Annotated in this window: 15 protein-coding genes; 10 read left to right on the forward strand and 5 right to left on the reverse strand. The window is 72.5% G+C overall.

The features are described 5' to 3' along the window. Positions 1-92: 92 nt before the first annotated feature. The 5 genes from OHS81_RS20190 to OHS81_RS20210 all read right to left on the reverse strand — a co-directional run bounded on the left by OHS81_RS20190 (position 93) and on the right by OHS81_RS20210 (position 7,102). Positions 93-1,187, reverse strand: a complete 1,095-nt coding sequence (locus tag OHS81_RS20190; protein WP_328386118.1) for a 2-oxoacid:ferredoxin oxidoreductase subunit beta — start codon at positions 1,185-1,187, stop codon at positions 93-95. Then, complete coding sequence (locus OHS81_RS20195) at positions 1,180-3,132, reverse strand: 2-oxoacid:acceptor oxidoreductase subunit alpha (protein WP_328386119.1); 1,953 nt, start codon at positions 3,130-3,132, stop codon at positions 1,180-1,182. Before OHS81_RS20195 ends, OHS81_RS20190 begins: the two co-directional genes overlap by 8 nt. 293 nt (positions 3,133-3,425) lie before the next feature. After that, complete coding sequence (locus OHS81_RS20200) at positions 3,426-4,085, reverse strand: response regulator transcription factor (protein WP_328391288.1); 660 nt, start codon at positions 4,083-4,085, stop codon at positions 3,426-3,428. Between the two features lie 162 nt (positions 4,086-4,247). Then, complete coding sequence (locus tag OHS81_RS20205; protein WP_328386120.1) at positions 4,248-5,561, reverse strand: sensor histidine kinase; 1,314 nt, start codon at positions 5,559-5,561, stop codon at positions 4,248-4,250. A 242-nt stretch (positions 5,562-5,803) separates the two neighbouring features. After that, a complete protein-coding gene (locus OHS81_RS20210; protein WP_328386121.1) occupies positions 5,804-7,102 on the reverse strand; it encodes a sensor histidine kinase in 1,299 nt (432 codons plus the stop codon). 156 nt (positions 7,103-7,258) lie between these two features. Here OHS81_RS20210 and OHS81_RS20215 point away from each other — a divergent pair, with 156 nt between their 5' ends. The 10 genes from OHS81_RS20215 (at position 7,259) to OHS81_RS20260 (ending at position 17,461) form a co-directional block, all read left to right on the forward strand. Further along, positions 7,259-8,476 carry a secretion protein snm4 gene (locus tag OHS81_RS20215; RefSeq protein ID WP_328386122.1) on the forward strand — a complete coding sequence of 406 codons (1,218 nt, stop codon included), beginning with the start codon at positions 7,259-7,261 and terminating at the stop codon, positions 8,474-8,476. A gap of 429 nt (positions 8,477-8,905) precedes the next feature. Next, on the forward strand, positions 8,906-10,348 hold the full coding sequence (locus OHS81_RS20220; protein WP_328386123.1) for a hypothetical protein: 1,443 nt from the start codon (positions 8,906-8,908) through the stop codon (positions 10,346-10,348). Positions 10,349-10,625: 277 nt separating this feature from the next. Then, positions 10,626-11,027 (forward strand): NADH-quinone oxidoreductase subunit A, encoded by a 402-nt coding sequence (locus OHS81_RS20225; RefSeq protein WP_328386124.1) that lies wholly within the window; start codon positions 10,626-10,628, stop codon positions 11,025-11,027. Next, entirely contained in the window at positions 11,018-11,680 is a 663-nt protein-coding gene (locus tag OHS81_RS20230) for an NADH-quinone oxidoreductase subunit B (protein WP_328386125.1), read from the forward strand. Before OHS81_RS20225 ends, OHS81_RS20230 begins: the two co-directional genes overlap by 10 nt. Beyond that, positions 11,677-12,843 carry an NADH-quinone oxidoreductase subunit C gene (locus OHS81_RS20235; RefSeq protein ID WP_328386126.1) on the forward strand — a complete coding sequence of 389 codons (1,167 nt, stop codon included), beginning with the start codon at positions 11,677-11,679 and terminating at the stop codon, positions 12,841-12,843. Before OHS81_RS20230 ends, OHS81_RS20235 begins: the two co-directional genes overlap by 4 nt. Further along, entirely contained in the window at positions 12,840-13,808 is a 969-nt protein-coding gene (locus tag OHS81_RS20240; RefSeq protein ID WP_088798433.1) for a complex I subunit 1/NuoH family protein, read from the forward strand. The genes OHS81_RS20235 and OHS81_RS20240 overlap by 4 nt, the downstream gene beginning before the upstream one ends. After that, complete coding sequence (locus tag OHS81_RS20245; protein ID WP_328386127.1) at positions 13,805-14,464, forward strand: NuoI/complex I 23 kDa subunit family protein; 660 nt, start codon at positions 13,805-13,807, stop codon at positions 14,462-14,464. The genes OHS81_RS20240 and OHS81_RS20245 overlap by 4 nt, the downstream gene beginning before the upstream one ends. After that, on the forward strand, positions 14,461-15,105 hold the full coding sequence (locus tag OHS81_RS20250) for an NADH-quinone oxidoreductase subunit J family protein (RefSeq protein WP_328386128.1): 645 nt from the start codon (positions 14,461-14,463) through the stop codon (positions 15,103-15,105). The genes OHS81_RS20245 and OHS81_RS20250 overlap by 4 nt, the downstream gene beginning before the upstream one ends. Beyond that, positions 15,105-15,467 carry an NADH-quinone oxidoreductase subunit NuoK gene (gene nuoK / locus OHS81_RS20255; RefSeq protein ID WP_088798430.1) on the forward strand — a complete coding sequence of 121 codons (363 nt, stop codon included), beginning with the start codon at positions 15,105-15,107 and terminating at the stop codon, positions 15,465-15,467. The genes OHS81_RS20250 and nuoK overlap by 1 nt, the downstream gene beginning before the upstream one ends. After that, a complete protein-coding gene (locus tag OHS81_RS20260) occupies positions 15,464-17,461 on the forward strand; it encodes an NADH-quinone oxidoreductase subunit 5 family protein (protein ID WP_328386129.1) in 1,998 nt (665 codons plus the stop codon). Before nuoK ends, OHS81_RS20260 begins: the two co-directional genes overlap by 4 nt. Positions 17,462-17,520 lie beyond the last annotated feature (59 nt).

Genomic DNA, 17,520 nt, shown 5'->3' on the forward strand with positions numbered 1-17,520 from the left:
GGACCGGCCGTGGAACGCACAACGGGTGCCCGTACGGGACGCCGTCAGACGTTCCCGTACGGGCACCCGCAAGCAGCCCGCCAGGCCGGCCGTCAGCCGACGACCGTCCAGGTGTCGTTGCCGGCCAGCAGAGTGGCCAGGTCGCCCTTGCCCTTCTGCTCGATGGCGTCGTCGAGCTGGTCGGACATCAGGGTGTCGTAGACCGGCCGGTTGACGTTGCGCAGGACCCCGATGGGGGTGTGGTGGAGCGTGTCGGGGTCGGCGAGCCGGGAGAGGGCGAACGCCGTGGTGGGCGAGGGGTTGTGCGCATCGTGCACCAGCACGCCGCCCGTGCCCTCCTCCCGTACGTCGATGACCCTGAGGTCGCCGGTGTCCGGGTCGCGGATCACGCCCTTGGAGCCGAAGCCGTCGGGGGCCAGGGCGCCGAAGCGGATCGGCTGCCCGTGCTCCAGGCGGATGACGGCCTCCTCGGCCTGCTCCTTGTCCTTGAGGACTTCGAAGGCACCGTCGTTGAAGATGTTGCAGTTCTGGTAGATCTCCACCAGCGCCGTGCCGGGGTGGGCGGCGGCCTCGCGCAGCACCGAGGTGAGGTGCTTGCGGTCGGAGTCGACGGTGCGGGCGACGAAGGACGCCTCGGCGCCGAGCGCCAGCGAGACCGGGTTGAAGGGTGCGTCCAGCGACCCCATCGGCGTCGACTTGGTGATCTTGCCGACCTCGGAGGTGGGGCTGTACTGCCCCTTGGTCAGACCGTAGATCCGGTTGTTGAACAGCAGGATCTTGAGGTTGACGTTGCGCCGCAGGGCGTGGATGAGGTGGTTGCCGCCGATGGAGAGCGCATCGCCGTCGCCGGTGACGACCCACACGGACAGGTCGCGCCGGGAGGAGGCCAGGCCGGTGGCGATGGCGGGGGCGCGGCCGTGGATGGAGTGCATCCCGTAGGTGTTCATGTAGTACGGGAAGCGGGAGGAGCAGCCGATGCCGGAGACGAAGACGATGTTCTCCTTGGCCAGGCCGAGCTCGGGCATGAAGCCCTGCACGGCGGCAAGGACGGCGTAGTCACCGCAGCCGGGGCACCAGCGCACTTCCTGATCGGACTTGAAGTCCTTCATGGACTGCTTGGCATCGGCCTTGGGCACCAGGGAAAGGGCCTCGATCTGCGAGGACCCCTCCGCGATCGTCTCAGTCATTGATGGCCTCCTTAAAGACCTCCGCAAGCTGCTCGGCCTTGAACGGCATTCCGCTGACCTGGGTGTGCGACCGCGCGTCGACGAGGTACTTGGCGCGCAGCAGAGTGGCGAGCTGCCCGAGGTTCATCTCCGGCACGATCACCTTGTCGTAACGCGCCAGGACCTCGCCGAGATTCCCCGGGAAGGGGTTGAGGTGGCGCAGATGGGCCTGCGCGATGCGCTCGCCGGCCCGCCGCACGCGCCGTACCGCCGCGGTGATCGGCCCGTAGGTCGACCCCCAGCCCAGTACGAGGGTCCCGGCGCCCCGGCCGCCGTCGTCGGTGGGGTCGTCGACCTCGATGTCGGGGACGTCGACGCCGTCGACCTTCGCCTGGCGGGTGCGCACCATGAAGTCGTGGTTGGCCGGGTCGTAGGAGATGTTGCCCGTGCCGTCCTGCTTCTCGATGCCGCCGATACGGTGCTCCAGGCCCGGCGTGCCCGGCACCGCCCAGGGCCGGGCCAGCGTCTGCTCGTCCCGCTTGTACGGCCAGAACACCTCGGTGCCGTCCGCCTGCTGGTGGTTGGGGCCCGAGGCGAACTGGACCCGCAGATCCGGCAGTTCGTCGACGTCGGGGATCCGCCACGGCTCCGAACCGTTGGCCAGGTAGCCGTCGGAGAGGAGGAAGACCGGGGTGCGGTAGGCCAGTGCGATCCGGGCCGCTTCCAGGGCGGCGTCGAAGCAGTCCGCGGGCGTCTTCGGCGCCACGATCGGCACCGGCGCCTCGCCGTTGCGCCCGTACATCGCCTGCAGCAGGTCGGCCTGCTCGGTCTTCGTCGGCAGACCCGTCGACGGTCCGCCGCGCTGGATGTCCACGATCAGCAGCGGCAGTTCCAGACTGACCGCCAGACCGATCGTCTCGGACTTCAGCGCCACACCGGGACCCGACGTGGTCGTCACCGCCAGCGCACCACCGAACGCGGCGCCCAGCGCCGCGCCGATCCCGGCGATCTCGTCCTCCGCCTGGAAGGTGCGCACACCGAAGTTCTTGTGCTTGGACAGCTCGTGCAGGATGTCGGAGGCCGGGGTGATCGGGTACGAGCCCAGATACAGCGGAAGGTCCGCCTGCCGGCCGGCCGCGATCAGCCCGTAGGACAGCGCGAGGTTCCCGGAGATGTTGCGGTAGGTGCCGGTCGGGAAGGCCGTGGTCGCCGGCGCGACCTCGTAGGAGACGGCGAAGTCCTCCGTCGTCTCACCGAAGTTCCAGCCCGCCCGGAACGCCGCGACATTCGCCTCCGCGATCTCCGGCTTCTTCGCGAACTTCGCCCGCAGGAACTTCTCGGTGCTCTCGGTCGGCCGGTGGTACATCCACGACAGCAGACCCAGCGCGAACATGTTCTTGCTGCGCTCGGCCTCCTTGCGGGAGAGCCCGAACTCCTTGAGCGCCTCGATCGTCAGCGTGGTCAGCGGCACCGGGTGGACGTTGTAGGCCTCCAGCGACCCGTCCTCCAGCGGGCTGGTCGCGTATCCCACCTTCGCCATCGGGCGCTTGGTGAACTCATCGGTGTTGACGATGATGTCCGCGCCCCGCGGCACATCATCGAGGTTCGCCTTCAGCGCCGCGGGGTTCATCGCCACCAGCACATTCGGCGCGTCACCGGGCGTGAGGATGTCATGGTCGGCGAAGTGCAGCTGGAAGCTGGAGACACCCGGCAGGGTTCCGGCAGGGGCGCGGATCTCGGCGGGGAAATTCGGCAGCGTCGACAGGTCGTTTCCGAACGATGCGGTCTCGGACGTGAACCGGTCGCCGGTGAGCTGCATACCGTCACCGGAGTCACCGGCAAACCGGATGATCACCCGGTCCAGGCGCCGGACTTCCTTGCCTGCGCCGCCGTCACCGGAAGCGCGCTCTTCCCCGACAAGCGCGGCGTCGGTCTGCTCGGCTGTGCTACTGACCTGGCTGGTCACTGCTTCGGACCTCCCTCGAGGGGTGCGGCGTCCCCGCCGGAGGCAGGGCTCGGGACGTGTCGTACTGACCGGTTGTCCCATAACCATCGTACGTGGGTAAGGGTGGCCTTCCCTGGGGCGCTCGCATGTTGGACGTCAACATGAGACACCGATCTGGTGTGTTTTGTCATGAAATCACCACCCCCGTGGCCCCCTCTTCATGACGCTCCGGACTCCTCCATTGGTTCTACGACCAAAGCCCCGGACCGCGGCGGAAACGCCCCGGAACGCCCCTCTGACAGATTGTCAGACGGTTAGGAATCGAGGTAGGTGAGTACCGCAAGCACCCTGCGGTGATCCCCGTCACTCGGCGACAGCCCCAGTTTCTGGAAGATATTGCTGACGTGCTTCTCGACCGCGCCGTCGCTGACCACCAGCTGCCGGGCGACCGCGGAATTCGTCCGGCCCTCGGCCATCAAGCCCAGGACCTCCCGTTCCCGGGGTGTCAGATGGGCCAGCACGTCCTGCTTCCGGCTGCGGCCCAGCAGCTGCGCCACCACCTCCGGGTCCAGGGCGGTCCCGCCCCCGGCGACCCGGACCACCGCGTCGACGAACTCCCGCACCTCGGCCACCCGGTCCTTGAGCAGATAGCCGACGCCCCGGCTCGACCCGGCCAGCAGCTCCGTCGCGTACTGCTCCTCGACGTACTGCGAGAGCACCAGCACCCCGAGGCCGGGGTGGTCCCGGCGCAGCCGGATGGCGGCCCGGACCCCCTCGTCGGTGTGCGTGGGCGGCATCCGTACGTCCGCCACGACCACGTCCGGCAGCGCCCCCTCGTCCGCCAGCTCCCCGATCGTCTTGATCAGCGCCTCGGCGTCCCCCACGCCTGCCACGACCTCGTGCCCCCGGTCGGTGAGCAGCCGGGTCAGGCCCTCGCGGAGCAGCACCGAGTCCTCGGCGATGACCACCCGCACCTTGTCCTCCACGGCTCAGATTCCCCCATTTCTCGCGTCCCGCCCCGTCGGCCTCCAGCATTCCAGCATTCGGACGGCGGCGCGGCGGATGAGGGGGGATCGGGGGCGGATGAAGGGGGAGAGGGGGCGGTACGGGCCGGGCCGGCTACGGCAGCTCCGCCGTCACCCGCGCCACGGGAGCTCTGCGGTGATGCAGGTCGGGCCGCCGGCCGGGGAGTCCACCAGCAGCAGGCCGTCGACGGCCGCCAGCCGCTCGGTGAGGGCGGCCAGGCCCGTGCCCGGCCCGGTGTGCGCGCCACCGTGGCCGTTGTCCGCGACCAGCACCATGATCCGGTCCGCGGTGTGCCAGACGTCCAGCGTCGCGCCGGCGGCCCCGGAGTGCCGGGAGACGTTCCGCAGCAGCTCGGAGGCGGTGAAGTACGCGATGCCCTCGATCGCCGCGGCCGGCCGCCGGTCCAGGTCCACGGTCACCGTCACCGGAACCGTGCACCGCGCGGACAACGCCGACAGGGCCGGGCCGAGCCCCCGGTCGGTGAGGATCGCCGGGTGGATCCCGCGGGCCAGGTCCCGCAGCTCCTGGAGGGCGATCTTCACCTCGCCGTGCGCCTCGTCCACCATCTTCGCGGCGGCCTCCGGATCCTCGGCCAGCTTCTCCTTGGCCAGGCCCAGGTCCAGGGCGAGCGAGGCCAGTCGGGCCTGCGCCCCGTCGTGCAGATCACGCTCGATGCGCCGCAGATCCGCCGCCGCGGTGTCCACCATGACCCCGCGGTCCGACTCCAGCTGCCAGGCCCGGGTGGCGAGGGCGGAGGGCCCCAGCAGGCCGTGGACCATGACCCGGTCCACCTGCGTCAGCCCGTGGATCACCCACGGTCCGGCCAGCACCAGCAGCAGTCCTGCCCCGCTGGTGACCGCGATCTCGGCCGGAGTGTCGAGCCAGGCGCCATTGCCGTTGCCGTCGCCCCACAACTGGAGGCCCGACTGGCCGAGGTAGGCGGGGAACGTCCACCGCCACAGCGGGTAGGCCAGCAGCCCCCAGCCGAGGGTCCAGAAGGTCACCGAGAAGATGAAGGAGAAGAGCGCCCACGGGAAGTGCAGCAGCGAGTAGAGAAGGTGCCGCCAGGACGCCCCGCTCTTCAGTACGGCCCCGACCCACCCCATCAGGCTCGGCTTGGACGGCCGGACGGGCTCGGGGTCGGCGACGTCCAGCCCCAGCAGCGCGCGGGCCCGCACCCGCTCCAGGCCGCCCAGCGCACGGGCGCCGGCCAGGCCGCCGGCCAGCAGCGGGATGCCGAGGAACGTGATCAGCAGACCGGCGCCGGTGGTGATCACCACCATCGCGTAGGTGAACATCACGATGGACAGGGGGAGGCTGAGGAAGAGGTACAGGAACTCCCGCCAGGCGCGCCCGGAGAACGGGGCGCGCAGCCCCTCGGGCACCCGGGAGTCCTGGGGCTGCGGTGCGTATGCGGTTTCCATGTCGCGTCGTCCGTTCTGCCGGATGCGGCCCTATGCCCGGTCGGACCGACCCGCCGCCCGAACTGCGGGCCGCGCGGCTCTTTCCGCCATGACAAGGGTCCGCGGCCGGCGCTCCGCGCACCATGAGGTCTTTCGCAGTCTTCGCCGGGGGTTTTCCCCAGCCCCGGACCTGAGGCCGCCGCCACCCTCCGCGGGCCGGCGGTCAGCGCCTCTTCGCCGCCGTCGGCGCTCCTCCGGCCCGGTCAGCGCCCCTGCGCCCCCGCCTTCGACGCCTTCGACGCCGCCCTCGGCGCCGTCCGCGCCCGCCACGGCAGCTCCGCCGTCACCCGTGTGGGCCCGCCCACCGGCGAATCCAGCACGAACAGCCCGTCCACCGACCCCAGCCGCTCGGCGAGCCCGGCCATCCCGCTGCCGCCGTCCAGCCGCGCCCCGCCCTTCCCGTCGTCCGTCACCTGGATCAGCAGCCGGTCGCCCGCCCGGCGCCCGCCACCGCCCTTGCCCGCGGGCCCGGCCGGCCCGCCCCCCTCGGCCCGCCACACCTCGACGGACGCCGTGCGCGCCGCACTGTGCTTGGAGACGTTCTGCAGCAGCTCCGAGACCGTGAAATAGACGATGCCCTCGATGGCGGGCGCGGGCCGCTCGTCCAGGTCCACGACCGTGGTGGCGGGGACCGTGCAGCGCCCGGCCAGCGAGGCCAGGGCGGGCCCCAGCCCGCGGTCGGTGAGGATCGCCGGATGGATGCCCCGGGCCAGGTCCCGCAGCTCCTGCAGCGCCAGCTTCACCTCGCCGTGCGCCTCGTCCACCATCGCCGCCACGGTGTCGTCGGCCCGGCCCTCCAGCAGCTTCTCCTTCGCCAGGCCGAGCCCCATGGCGAGCGCCACCAGCCGGGCCTGTGCGCCGTCGTGCAGATCCCGTTCGATGCGCCGCAGATCCGCGGCAGCGGTGTCGGTGACCGTCACCCGGTCCGTCTCCAGCTCGGCGATCCGCCGCTCCAGTTCGTCGGAGGGCGAGAGCAGACCGCGCACCATGGCCCGGTCCACGGTGGTCAGCCAGCGCGCCAGCCACGGGAGCGCCGGCCAGGCCACCACGAGCGAGACCAGGGCGATGGCGAAGGTGAACAGGGCCCAGGGCAGCCGGATGAACGCGAACAGCGCATGCCGCCAGGCGACCGGGTCCTTCAGGCACGTCCACAGCCGGGGCAGGAATCCCCGCTCCCGGGTCCGCAGCGGACTCGGCTCCGGCACCCGCACCCCGAGCAGCGCCCGCGCCCGCGCCCGCTCCAGCTTCCCGTACTTGCGGCAGGCCACCAGGCCCCCGGCCAGCAGCGGCAAGCCGATCACGGTGACGGCCAGCCCGATCCCGAGGGTCAGCCACACCACCAGCACCACGAACCCGACGAGACCCAGCGGGAAGTTGGACAGCAGGTAGGCGACCTCCCGCCAGGTCGCGCCGCTGAGTGGCCTTGCGGGCGGCGGTAGTGACACATCGTCAGGGTCGGTATCGCCAACGTCGGCAGCTCTGGGCCGGGGACTCTCCGTCATGCGCCCAGCCTGCCCGGTCGCCGGTCCCCGTGCCATGGGGTGGCTGGGGTGGTGGGGGTGGGGTTTTCCCCAGCCGCCGCTGCCGACCGTGCTGGACAGCGTGTCGGAGGGGGGCCGTATCGTGTCGCGGTACGGAAACGGGAGGGGGAGCGTGCGATGGCGCGGCGGTTGGTGACGGCGGACGGGTCGGCGCTTTCGCAGGACGATTCGCACGCTTCGGCGCAAGTGCCCGACGGCTCGGTGGTGCGGTTCGTAGGGGAGCACGGGGCGGCGGTGGCGGCACCGGTGGCATCGATGGCGCCGGTGATGCAGCACGCCACCGATAGCGCCGCTGATGAAGCCGCTGGTGAGGCCACCGGCGGTCCGGCGGTGCGCGGCCGGTGCTGGGACGAGCGGAGCCGGACGTGGACGGCCGGTGCGGTGAGCGTGCTGTTGGCGCTGGTCGCCGGGGTCGCGGCGGCGAGGTGGTACGGGCCGGGCCCGGCCGCGTTCGGGAGCGGGGTCGTCGCTGTGCTCGCCGCGGCCGGCGGAGCTGTTGCCGGACGGCTCGGACGGCGTCCGCTGGGCACCGCACTGCTGGTGTGGGGCGGAGCGCTCGGCACGCTCGCCGCCTGGCAGGCCGCCCCGGCCGGCGCGGTGCGGCTGGCCGCCGTCGGACTGACCGTTGCGGCCGCGCTCGCGCTGCTCGGCCTCCGTACGGAGCTGGGGCGCGGCGGACTCATCGGCGCGGCGGCGGTCGCGCTCGCGGTGGGAGCGTGGGAGGCCGCACTGGCGCTGACCGGCGTGGCGCGTACGGGAGTCGTACTCGGTGTGGTCTCGGTGCTCGTGCTGGGGTACCTGCCCCGACTGGCGTTGACGGCGGCCGGGTTGACCCGGCTCGATGACCGGCGTTCCGGTGGCGCGCCGGTGAGCCGGCATCAGGTGGCGACCGCCCTCGGTGCGACCCACCGTGGTCTCGCGCCGGCCACCGTCGCCATGGCGGTCTCCGCGGGAGCGGCGGGAGTGCTTGCGGCTGGTTCGGAGGACGGCTGGTCGGTGGCGGCCGCGGCCCTGCTGTGTCTGGTGACGCTTTCGCGTGCGCGTGCCTATCCCCTGGTGGTCGAGGTCGTCGCCCTGTTGGCCGCCGGTACGGCGGTGGGGGTGAGCCTGGTGTGGCAAGGGGCTGCGGACGGCGCCGGGGCACCGGGCGCGCTCGCCGCGCTGTGGGTGCCGGCGGTGCTGCCGCTGGTGGTGCTCGCGGTGCGGGTGCCGGAACACGTTCAGGTCCGGCTGCGCCGGCTGATGAACCTCGTCGAGTCGGTCAGTGTGGTGGCGCTGATCCCGGTGGCCCTCGGGGCGTTCGGGGTCTTCAGCCGGCTGCTGCACACGTTCTGACGGAACCGGAAAGGCGGCCGCGGGACCATGTCAGCAGAGGGAACAACGGAATCGAGCGGGCCGGGTGGACCTGTACCAGCGGGTGGACCTGGGCAACCGGGTGGGCCTGGGCAACCGGGTGGGCCTGGGCAAGACCGGCAGCACGATCTGCCGGTCGGCTCTGGCGGGGCAGCGATGACGCCGCGGATGCCCGTGGGAACGGGCGCCGCGGAGGGCACGGGGGGCGGCCCTGGTGCGCTCAGCCTTGAGAAGAGCGGCACTGGCGCTCCCACCGTATGGGACACGCCGCTGACGGGGCGGGCGGAGCCGAACGCGCCGGACGCCGGTGCGGCCGCGCCCGGCGCCATGCCTTCCGCCGTGCCTCCTGCCATGCCCCCGGTCATGCCTCCTGCCGTGCCTCCTGCCATGCCCCCCGTCATGCCGCCTGCCATGTCCTCCGCCGGACCGCTGCCGGCTGCCGCTCCGCCGCCGCAGCCCGTGGCGGAACCGGCACCCGCGCCGGGCACGTACGGCGCGCCGGGTACCTACGACGCGCCGGCCTCCCACGGCGCCATGGCCCCCCACACCACGCCGCCCCCGTCCACCACCCCGCCCCTGCCCGCCACGCCGCCCCCGTCCACCGCGGCGGCCCCTTCCAACCCGGCGGTTCCCTCCAACCCGGCGGCCGCCTCCACCGCGCCGCCCCCGTCCGCCCCGGTTCACACGCCCACGCCCGTACACAGGCCTCAGCCCACGCCTGTACGCAGGTCCCAGCCCACGCCCGTTTCGGTACCGCTGCTGCCGCCCGAGCTGGACGCCGTGCGGTCCAAGCCGCGGCACGGAGAGTCCGTCGCGCAGCGTGCGGGGCGGGCCGTGCGGCGGGCGATCGCCTCGTCGCCCGCCGCGGAGACCACTGCTGTCACCCAGACCGCGTATGCCATCCAGCAGCCGGTGGCCACCGGCCGGCAGATCTCCGTGACGAGCATCCGGGGCGGTGCGGGCAAGTCCACCGTGGCCGCCCTGCTGGCCCTCACCTATGCGCACTACCGCGCCGATCCGGTGCTGGCGATCGAGGCCGATCCCGCGCTCGGCACGCTGCCGCACCGGCTGGGCGCGCGGGAAGTGCGCTGGTCGGGCACCGACCTGGCGCAGATCGTGGATCCGTCGATGCTGATCACGGACCTGACCGGCTATCTGATCCCGTTCCCCGGTGGCGGCTGGCTGCTGCCGGGCAGCCAGGGCGCCATCGGGACGAGGCTGGACATCGACACCTACCGGGTGGTGATGACCTCCCTGCGCCGGTACTTCGCGACCACCGTCGTGGACTGCGAGACGCTGCCCGCCGAGGTGGCGCGTACCGCGCTGGTGACGACGCAGGCGCGGGTGCTGGTGTCCCCGGCGACCCCGGAGGGAGTGGCGGCCACCCGCTCGGTACTGGACTGGGCCGGAGGGCTCCACCCCGGCATCCTGCCGACGACGGTGGTGGTGCTCAGCCATGTGTCCCCCGATTCCGGGCTGGACCTGCGCAAGGCCACCGAGCATCTGGGCGTCGGCGGCGCGACGGTGCTCCCGCTTCCCTACGACCGCCATCTCGCGGCGGGCGGTGCGATCCGCACGGAGCTGCTCGGCGAACGGACGCTGCAGGCGGCGGCGCGGATCGCGGCCGAGGCGATGAACCGGGCCGTCTTGCACGGACCGGGCCGGCAGCCTACGGGCCGGAACACACCGGCCGCCGCGGACGGCGGCCACTCCGGTCCCGCCCACCCCGGTCCTGCCCAGCCGGGCCCCGCTCACTCAGGCCCTGTTCACTCCGGCCCCGCCCACCCCGGTCCCGCCCACCCGGGCCCCGCTCACTCCGGCCCCGCCCACCCCCACGCCGGGCCGCCCCGGTGACAGAACGAGACCCACGACGTTCCGCCCCGCCCGGATCCCCCCGGATCCCCCCGGATCCGCCCGGATCCCCCCGCGTCCGTCCGCTCCGTGAGACACCTTCTGGGACAACTGTCCGCGCCGTCTACGCTGCCGGCCGCCCAGGCAGGGCGAAGTAGGGGCAACCCCACCGTCCGCGACGATCCGGCTGCTCACCGCGGCCGGGGCAGGGCCTAGACTCCCGTCCGTACAGATCGTCGAAGTCGTTTGAACAAGCGCAGTCAGGGAGCGAGGGGCGGACGTGCCGGACGCGACCGTGGGCACCACCGTCGCCGCGGACTATTTCCAGGGCTACTCGGTCGTCGGCATCATCGCCGTGATCGGGGTGCTCTTCGTGGCCGTGGCCTTCGGTGCCGGGCGGCTGCTGCGGCCCGTGGTGCCGACGCCCGAGAAGCTGTTGACGTACGAGTGCGGCGTGGACCCCGTCGGCGAGGGCTGGGCACACACCCAGGTCCGCTACTACGTGTACGCCTTCCTCTACGTCATCTTCGCCGTTGACTCGATCTTCCTTTTCCCCTGGGCGACGATCTTCGCCGCCCCCGGTTTCGGTGGTGTGACGCTGGTGGAGATGTTCATCTTCCTCGGCTTCCTCACCATCGGCCTGCTCTACGCATGGAAGAAGGGCGTCCTGGAATGGACGTGACCCCCGCCTCCCACAGCTCCGCAGCCGCGTCCGAGGGCGCCGACCCGCAGTTCCTGCCGGAGCCGCGGCGCCTGGGCACCCTGGCCCGGCTCGCGCCCGAACCGATGAAGGTGGTCCTCAACTGGGGCCGCCGCTACAGCCTCTGGGTCTTCAACTTCGGCCTCGCCTGCTGCGCCATCGAGTTCATCGCCGCGTCCATGGCCCGGCACGACTTCATCCGGCTCGGTGTGATCCCGTTCGCGCCCGGCCCGCGCCAGGCCGACCTGATGGTCGTCTCCGGCACGGTCACCGACAAGATGGCGCCCGCGGTCAAGCGGCTCTACGAGCAGATGCCCGAGCCGAAGTACGTCATCTCCTTCGGGGCCTGCTCCAACTGCGGCGGCCCGTACTGGGACTCGTACTCGGTCACCAAGGGCGTCGACCAGATCATTCCGGTGGATGTGTACGTACCGGGCTGCCCGCCGCGTCCGGAGGCGCTGCTCCAGGGCATTCTCAAGCTCCAGGAGAAGATCGCCCGCGAGTCGCTGGGGGAGCGGTACGCGCAGGGCGGCGCGGCCCGGCCCTCCGCCGCCGCGCTGCGCAGCGGTCTGGTCACGCCGCCCGCGCCGAAGCCGGCGGATGAGCCGAAGGCGGCGGGGGAGGAGCCCCGATGAGCGAGCAGCCGGACCAGCAGCCGGAGCGGCAGGCGGAGACCGCCGCCCAGGACGAGCAGCCCGAGCAGCCCGTCGCCGAGCCCGTTGTCGGCTGGCTGCCGCGGTCGGCGAGCGAGATCTTCGGTACGGGGGCCACGGCGGAGCTGGCGTACGACGCGCTGACCGTCGACGTCCCCGTGGACGGCTGGCTCACCGCACTGACGGCCGCCCGCGACGACCTGGGCTGCAGCTACTTCGACTGGCTGAGCGCCGTCGACGAGCCCGGCACCGGCTTCCGGGTCTGTGTGCACCTCGCCGATGTGGCGCGGCCCGGCACTGTCCACCGGCTGATCGTGCGGACGACCGTGCCGCACGAGGGGGCCGCGCTGCCCACCGCCGTCGGTGTGTACGCGGGCGCGGGCTGGCACGAGCGCGAGACCCACGAGATGTTCGGTGTCGACTTCACCGGCCATCCGCACCTCGTACCGCTGCTGCTCCCGGACAACTTCGAGGGGCACCCGCTGCGCAAGGACTTCGTGCTGGCGGCGCGGGTCGCCAAGGCATGGCCGGGGGCCAAGGAACCGGGGGAGTCCGAGCACGGCGGGCCCAAGCGCCGCCAGATGCTGCCCCCTGGCGTCCCGGACCCGAACGAGTGGGGCCCGCTGAAGGGCCAGCTGCCGCCTGCCCCCGCGCGTCCGGCGCGGGGTGCGCGGGCGGCCGGTGGTGCACGTGCGGCCGGTGGTGCCGCGGGCGAGCGGCCGGCACGGCGTACGCGGACCGCGGGCGAGGGCTCGGCCGGCCAGCGGCAGGCAGCGGGGGAGGCGACCGAGACCCCGGCGGCCGAAGCACGTCCCGAGCGGCCGGAGCGCCCGGCGCGGCGTACACGGTCGGCGAGCGAGGGTTCGGCCGCCCAGCGGCAGGCGGCTGAGGCTGCCACCCCCGAGGCCGCCCCCGAGGCCGCCCCGACCGGGGAGACCCCGGCCAAGGAGGCCGCGGCGGCTCCCCCGAAGGAGGCTCCCCCGAAGGAGGCGGCCCCCCGCTCCTCGGACGCGCCCTGGCACCACGCCCGTCCGGCCTTCGACGAGCCGGAGAAGCAGCCGGAACCGGAGAAAAAGGCGGAGCCGGAGAAGCAGCCGGAGCCGAAGGAGCAGCCGGAGCCGGAGCAAGGAGGCGACACCCCATGAGCGACGCCCTCGACATCGCGCTGCGCCTCGTCGCCGTCTTCGTCGTCTTCCTGGTCTTCCCCCTGGTCATCGGGCAGACCGAGCACAAGGTCATGGCCCATATGCAGGGCCGGCTGGGCCCCATGTACGCGGGCGGGTTCCACGGCTGGGCGCAGCTCGTGGCCGACGGTGTGAAGTTCGCGCAGAAGGAGGATATCGTCCCGGCCGGCGCCGACCGGCGGATCTTCCAGCTCGCGCCCGCCGTCGCCCTGCTGCCGTACCTCCTGGTCCTGGTCGCCATCCCGATAGGCCCGCACAACGCCGTGGGACAGGCCCTGGACGCGGGGATCTTCTTCGTGCTCGCCGTCATGGGCGTCGGCGTGCTCGGCTCGCTGATGGCGGGCTGGGCCTCGGCGAACAAGTTCTCGCTGCTCGGCGGTCTGCGGACGGCCGCACAGCTGCTGGCGTACGAGCTGCCGATGCTGCTGGCCGCGGCCTCCGTCGCGATGGCGGCCGGCACGCTCTCGCTGCCCGGCATCATCGAGGCCTTCCACTGGTGGTGGGTGCCGTGGCAGATCGTCGGCGGCGTCGTCTTCTTCACCGCGGGGCTCGCCGAGCTGCAGCGGCCGCCGTTCGACATGCCGGTCGCCGACTCGGAGATCATCTTCGGTGCCTACACCGAGTACACCGGACTGCGCTTCGCGCTCTTCCTGCTCGCCGAGTACGCCGGCATCGTCGTCCTCTGCGCCCTGACCTCCGTCCTCTTCCTCGGCGGCTGGCACGGCCCGTTCGGCGCCGACGGCCTGGGCTGGCTGTGGACGCTGCTGAAGACCGTGATCCTCGCCTTCGGCGTCATCTGGCTGCGGGTGACCTACCCGCGGCTGCGCGAGGACCAGCTGCAAAAGCTCGCCTGGACGGTCCTCATCCCGCTCGCCCTCGCCCAGATCGCCCTCACCGGCGTCGTCAAGGTGGTGATCTCGTCATGAGCTTCCCCGGTTCCGGCCTCGCCAAGGGGCTGGCCGTCACCCTGCGGACGATGACGAAACGATCGGTCACCGCGCAGTACCCGGACGTCCAGCCCGACCTCGCGCCCCGTACCCGTGGCGTCATCGGGCTGTTCGAGGAGAACTGCACGGTCTGCATGCTGTGCGCCCGTGAGTGCCCGGACTGGTGCATCTACATCGACTCCCACAAGGAGACCGTGCCGCCGGCCGCCCCCGGAGGCCGCGAGCGCAGCCGCAATGTGCTGGACCGCTTCGCCATCGACTTCGCGCTGTGCATGTACTGCGGAATCTGCATCGAGGTCTGCCCCTTCGACGCGCTCTTCTGGTCTCCGGAGTTCGAGTACGCCGAGACGGACATCCGCGATCTGACCCATGAGCGCGACAAGCTCCGCGAGTGGATGTGGACGGTGCCCGAACCGCCGGCGCTCGACCCGGCGGCCGAGGAGCCCAAGGAGCTCGCCGCCGCCCGCAAGGCCGCGGACAAGCTCGCCGCTCAGCAGCAGGCCGAAGCCGAAGCCGAGGCCGAAGCCGCGCGGGCCCAGGCCCAGGAGCAGACCGCGGATCAGGCCGGAGCCGCGGATCAGGCCACGGACCGGAACCGGCCGGACCGACCCGACAACCCAGGGGAGGGACAGTGACGCTCGCCGCCGCCACCGCAGCCGGCCACGGTTTCCTCTCGACCACCGGTGTCGAGATCGCCTTCCTCCTCGTCGGGATCGCCACCCTCGGCGCGGCCGTCATCACCGTCACCACCCGGCAGCTGGTGCACGCCGCCCTCTGGCTGGTCGTCGCCCTCGGCGGGATCGCCGTCGAATACCTGCTGCTGACGGCCGAGTTCATCGCCTGGGTGCAGGTGCTGATCTACGTCGGTTCCGTCGTCGTCCTCCTGCTCTTCGGGCTGATGCTCACCAAGGCGCCCATCGGCCGCTCCCCGGACGCCGATTCGGGCAACCGCTGGGCCGCGCTCGCGGTGGCCCTCGCCTCGGCCGCCGCCCTGGTCTGGGTCGTCGTGGATGCCTTCCGCACCACCTGGATCAGCTTCGAGGGCGCCGCCCAGGGCTCCACCGAGGCGTCCGGGCGCAGTCTCTTCCAGTACTGGGTGCTGCCCTTCGAGGCGCTGTCCGTGCTGCTGCTGGCCGCGCTCGTCGGGGCGATCGTGCTGTCCCGCAGGACGGGGGAGGAGCGGTCCGCCGCGGCAGGCCTCAAGAACGCCGCCTCTCCGGCCCCCGCCGCCTCCCGGGCCCCTGCCGCCCCCGCCCCGCGAGAGGAGCAGCGCTGATGCATCTCGTCTACCCGGCCGTCCTCGCCGTCCTCCTCTTCTGCACCGGGCTGTACGGCGTGCTCGCGCGCCGCAACGCGATCCTGGTGCTGATGTCCGTCGAGCTGATGCTCAACGCCGTCAACCTCAACCTCGTCGCCTTCGACGTCTGGCTGCGCGACACCCTGCACACCGGCCAGGCCCTCACCCTCTTCACCATCGCGATCGCCGCCGCCGAGATCGGCATCGGCCTGGCGATCGTGCTGCTCGTCTACCGCAACCGCGGCAGCTCCGACATCGACCGGCTCCGCGATCTCGCCGAGAAGACGGGCGCCACGGACGGGGACCCGCAGCCGGACACCACGGCGGAGGCCGCCGCGTGACCCTCACGACCACCGCCGTTCTCGTTCCCCTCCTGCCCTTCCTCGGGGCCGTCGCCGGCCTCCTCCTCGGCCGCCGTGCGCCCGGTTTCGTCCGGCCGCTGGCCGTGCTGCCGACGCTGGCCGCTGCCGTGCTCACCGTGGCCGTCGCCGTCGGCCAGGGCACCGGCCCGGCCACCGACATCGCCACCGAGCTCACCCCGACCGGTTCGATCCCCATCGACCTGGCCCTGCACATCGACGGCTTCGCCGCGCTGATCGCCGTCCTGGTCGGTGTCGTGGCGACCTGTGTGCAGATCTACTCCACCGGCTATCTGCGCGACGACCCGCGCTACCCCTCCTACGCCGCACTGGTCTCGCTCTTCACCTCCGCGATGCTGCTGGTCGTCTACACCGGCGACCTGATGCTGCTGCTGGTCGGCTGGGAAGTCATGGGCATCTGCTCCTACTTCCTCGTCGGCCACTACTGGGAGACCGAGGCCGCCCGCGCCGCCTCCCTCAAGGCCTTCCTCGTCACCAAGCTCGGTGACGTCCCCTTCCTCTTCGGCATCTTCGCGCTGGCCGCCGATGCCGGAACCTTCCGCATCACCGGCATCCTCGGCTCCGTCGCCGCCGGCGGCCTGGACCATCCGACGCTGATCGCACTGCTGCTGCTGGCCGGTGTCGCGGGCAAGTCGGCGCAGTTCCCGCTGCACACCTGGCTCCCGGACGCGATGGCCGGTCCGACGCCCGTCTCGGCGCTGATCCATGCCGCGACGATGGTGGCGGCCGGTGTCTATCTCGTGGCCCGTCTCCTCCCGGTCTTCGCCGCCTCCGCGGCCGCGCTGGTCGTGCTCGCCGTCATGGCCGCGATCACCATGGTCGGCTCGGGGCTGGCCGCCCTGGCCCAGGACGACATCAAGCGCGTCCTGGCCTATTCGACGGTCGGCCAGCTCGGCTACATGCTCGGTGCCCTGGCCGTCGGCGACCGCGGTGCCGCCGTCTTCCACCTCATCTCGCACGGTGCGTTCAAGGCCCTCCTCTTCCTCGGCGCCGGCGTGATCATTCACGCCGCCGGCACCAACTCGCTGGCCGCCATGTCCCGGATGAGCGGCCTGGCCCGGCGCATCCCGGACGCCTACTGGACGGTCACCGTGGCGCTGCTCGCGCTCGCCGCGATCCCGCCGTTCGCCGGCTTCTTCTCCAAGGAAGCCGTCCTGGGCGCCGCCGAACACGCCGCCACCGGCCACGCGCACGGCATCCCCGGCGCGGCCGGCTGGACCGTACTGGTCTCCGGACTGCTGACCGCCCTGCTCACCGCGGCCTACGCCACCCGCCTGTGGCTGCTGGCCTTCAAGGGCAAGGGCGCCGAAGCCCCCGACCACGGCCCGCAGCCGGTCGCCATGAACGCCGTCCTGTGGGTGCTCTTCGTCCCGACCGTCGCGCTCGGCCTCGCCGCCCCCTTCCTGCCCGGCTGGTTCGACGGGCGTTCGCTCGCGCCGACCCTGACCACCTCCGTCCTGGGCACCGGTATCGCCCTCGTCGGCGGCCTGGTCACCTATGCGGCCTGGCGGCACACCACCGCGCTCGCCGCCCGCATCCCCCTCGGCGCGGTCGTCGCCGCTCCGGACGCCACCCCCGCGCTCGCCGAGGAGGTGGCCATCGACACCCACGCCCCGGCCTACGGCGACAACGCCGGCGCCCCGGACCCGGCCGACCCCGGCCGCCTCCTCCTGGGCCCGCTGCAGCGTCATGCCGCGGTCGGCTTCCACCTGGACGCCGTCTACTCCGCCCTCTTCGTCCGGCCCGTACGCGCCGCCGCCACGCTCGTGCGCTTCCTCGACCGCGAGGTCGTCGACACCTACGTCCGCGGCGCCGGCGCCGCCCCCCGCCTGCTGGGCGCCGCGGTCCGCCGCGCCCAGACCGGAAACGTGCAGACCTACCTCGCCGCGCTGCTCGCGGGCTCGCTCGTCCTGGCCGTCGCCGCCGTCCTCGTCGCCACGGGCACGGGAGCCTGACCGATGCCTATGCCGATGTTCCACGCCCCTGGCGCACGTATGCCTGATGGCCGTACCCC

Origin of the sequence: Streptomyces sp. NBC_00400, from assembly GCF_036048035.1 — a bacterium.
Classification (GTDB): domain Bacteria; phylum Actinomycetota; class Actinomycetes; order Streptomycetales; family Streptomycetaceae; genus Streptomyces.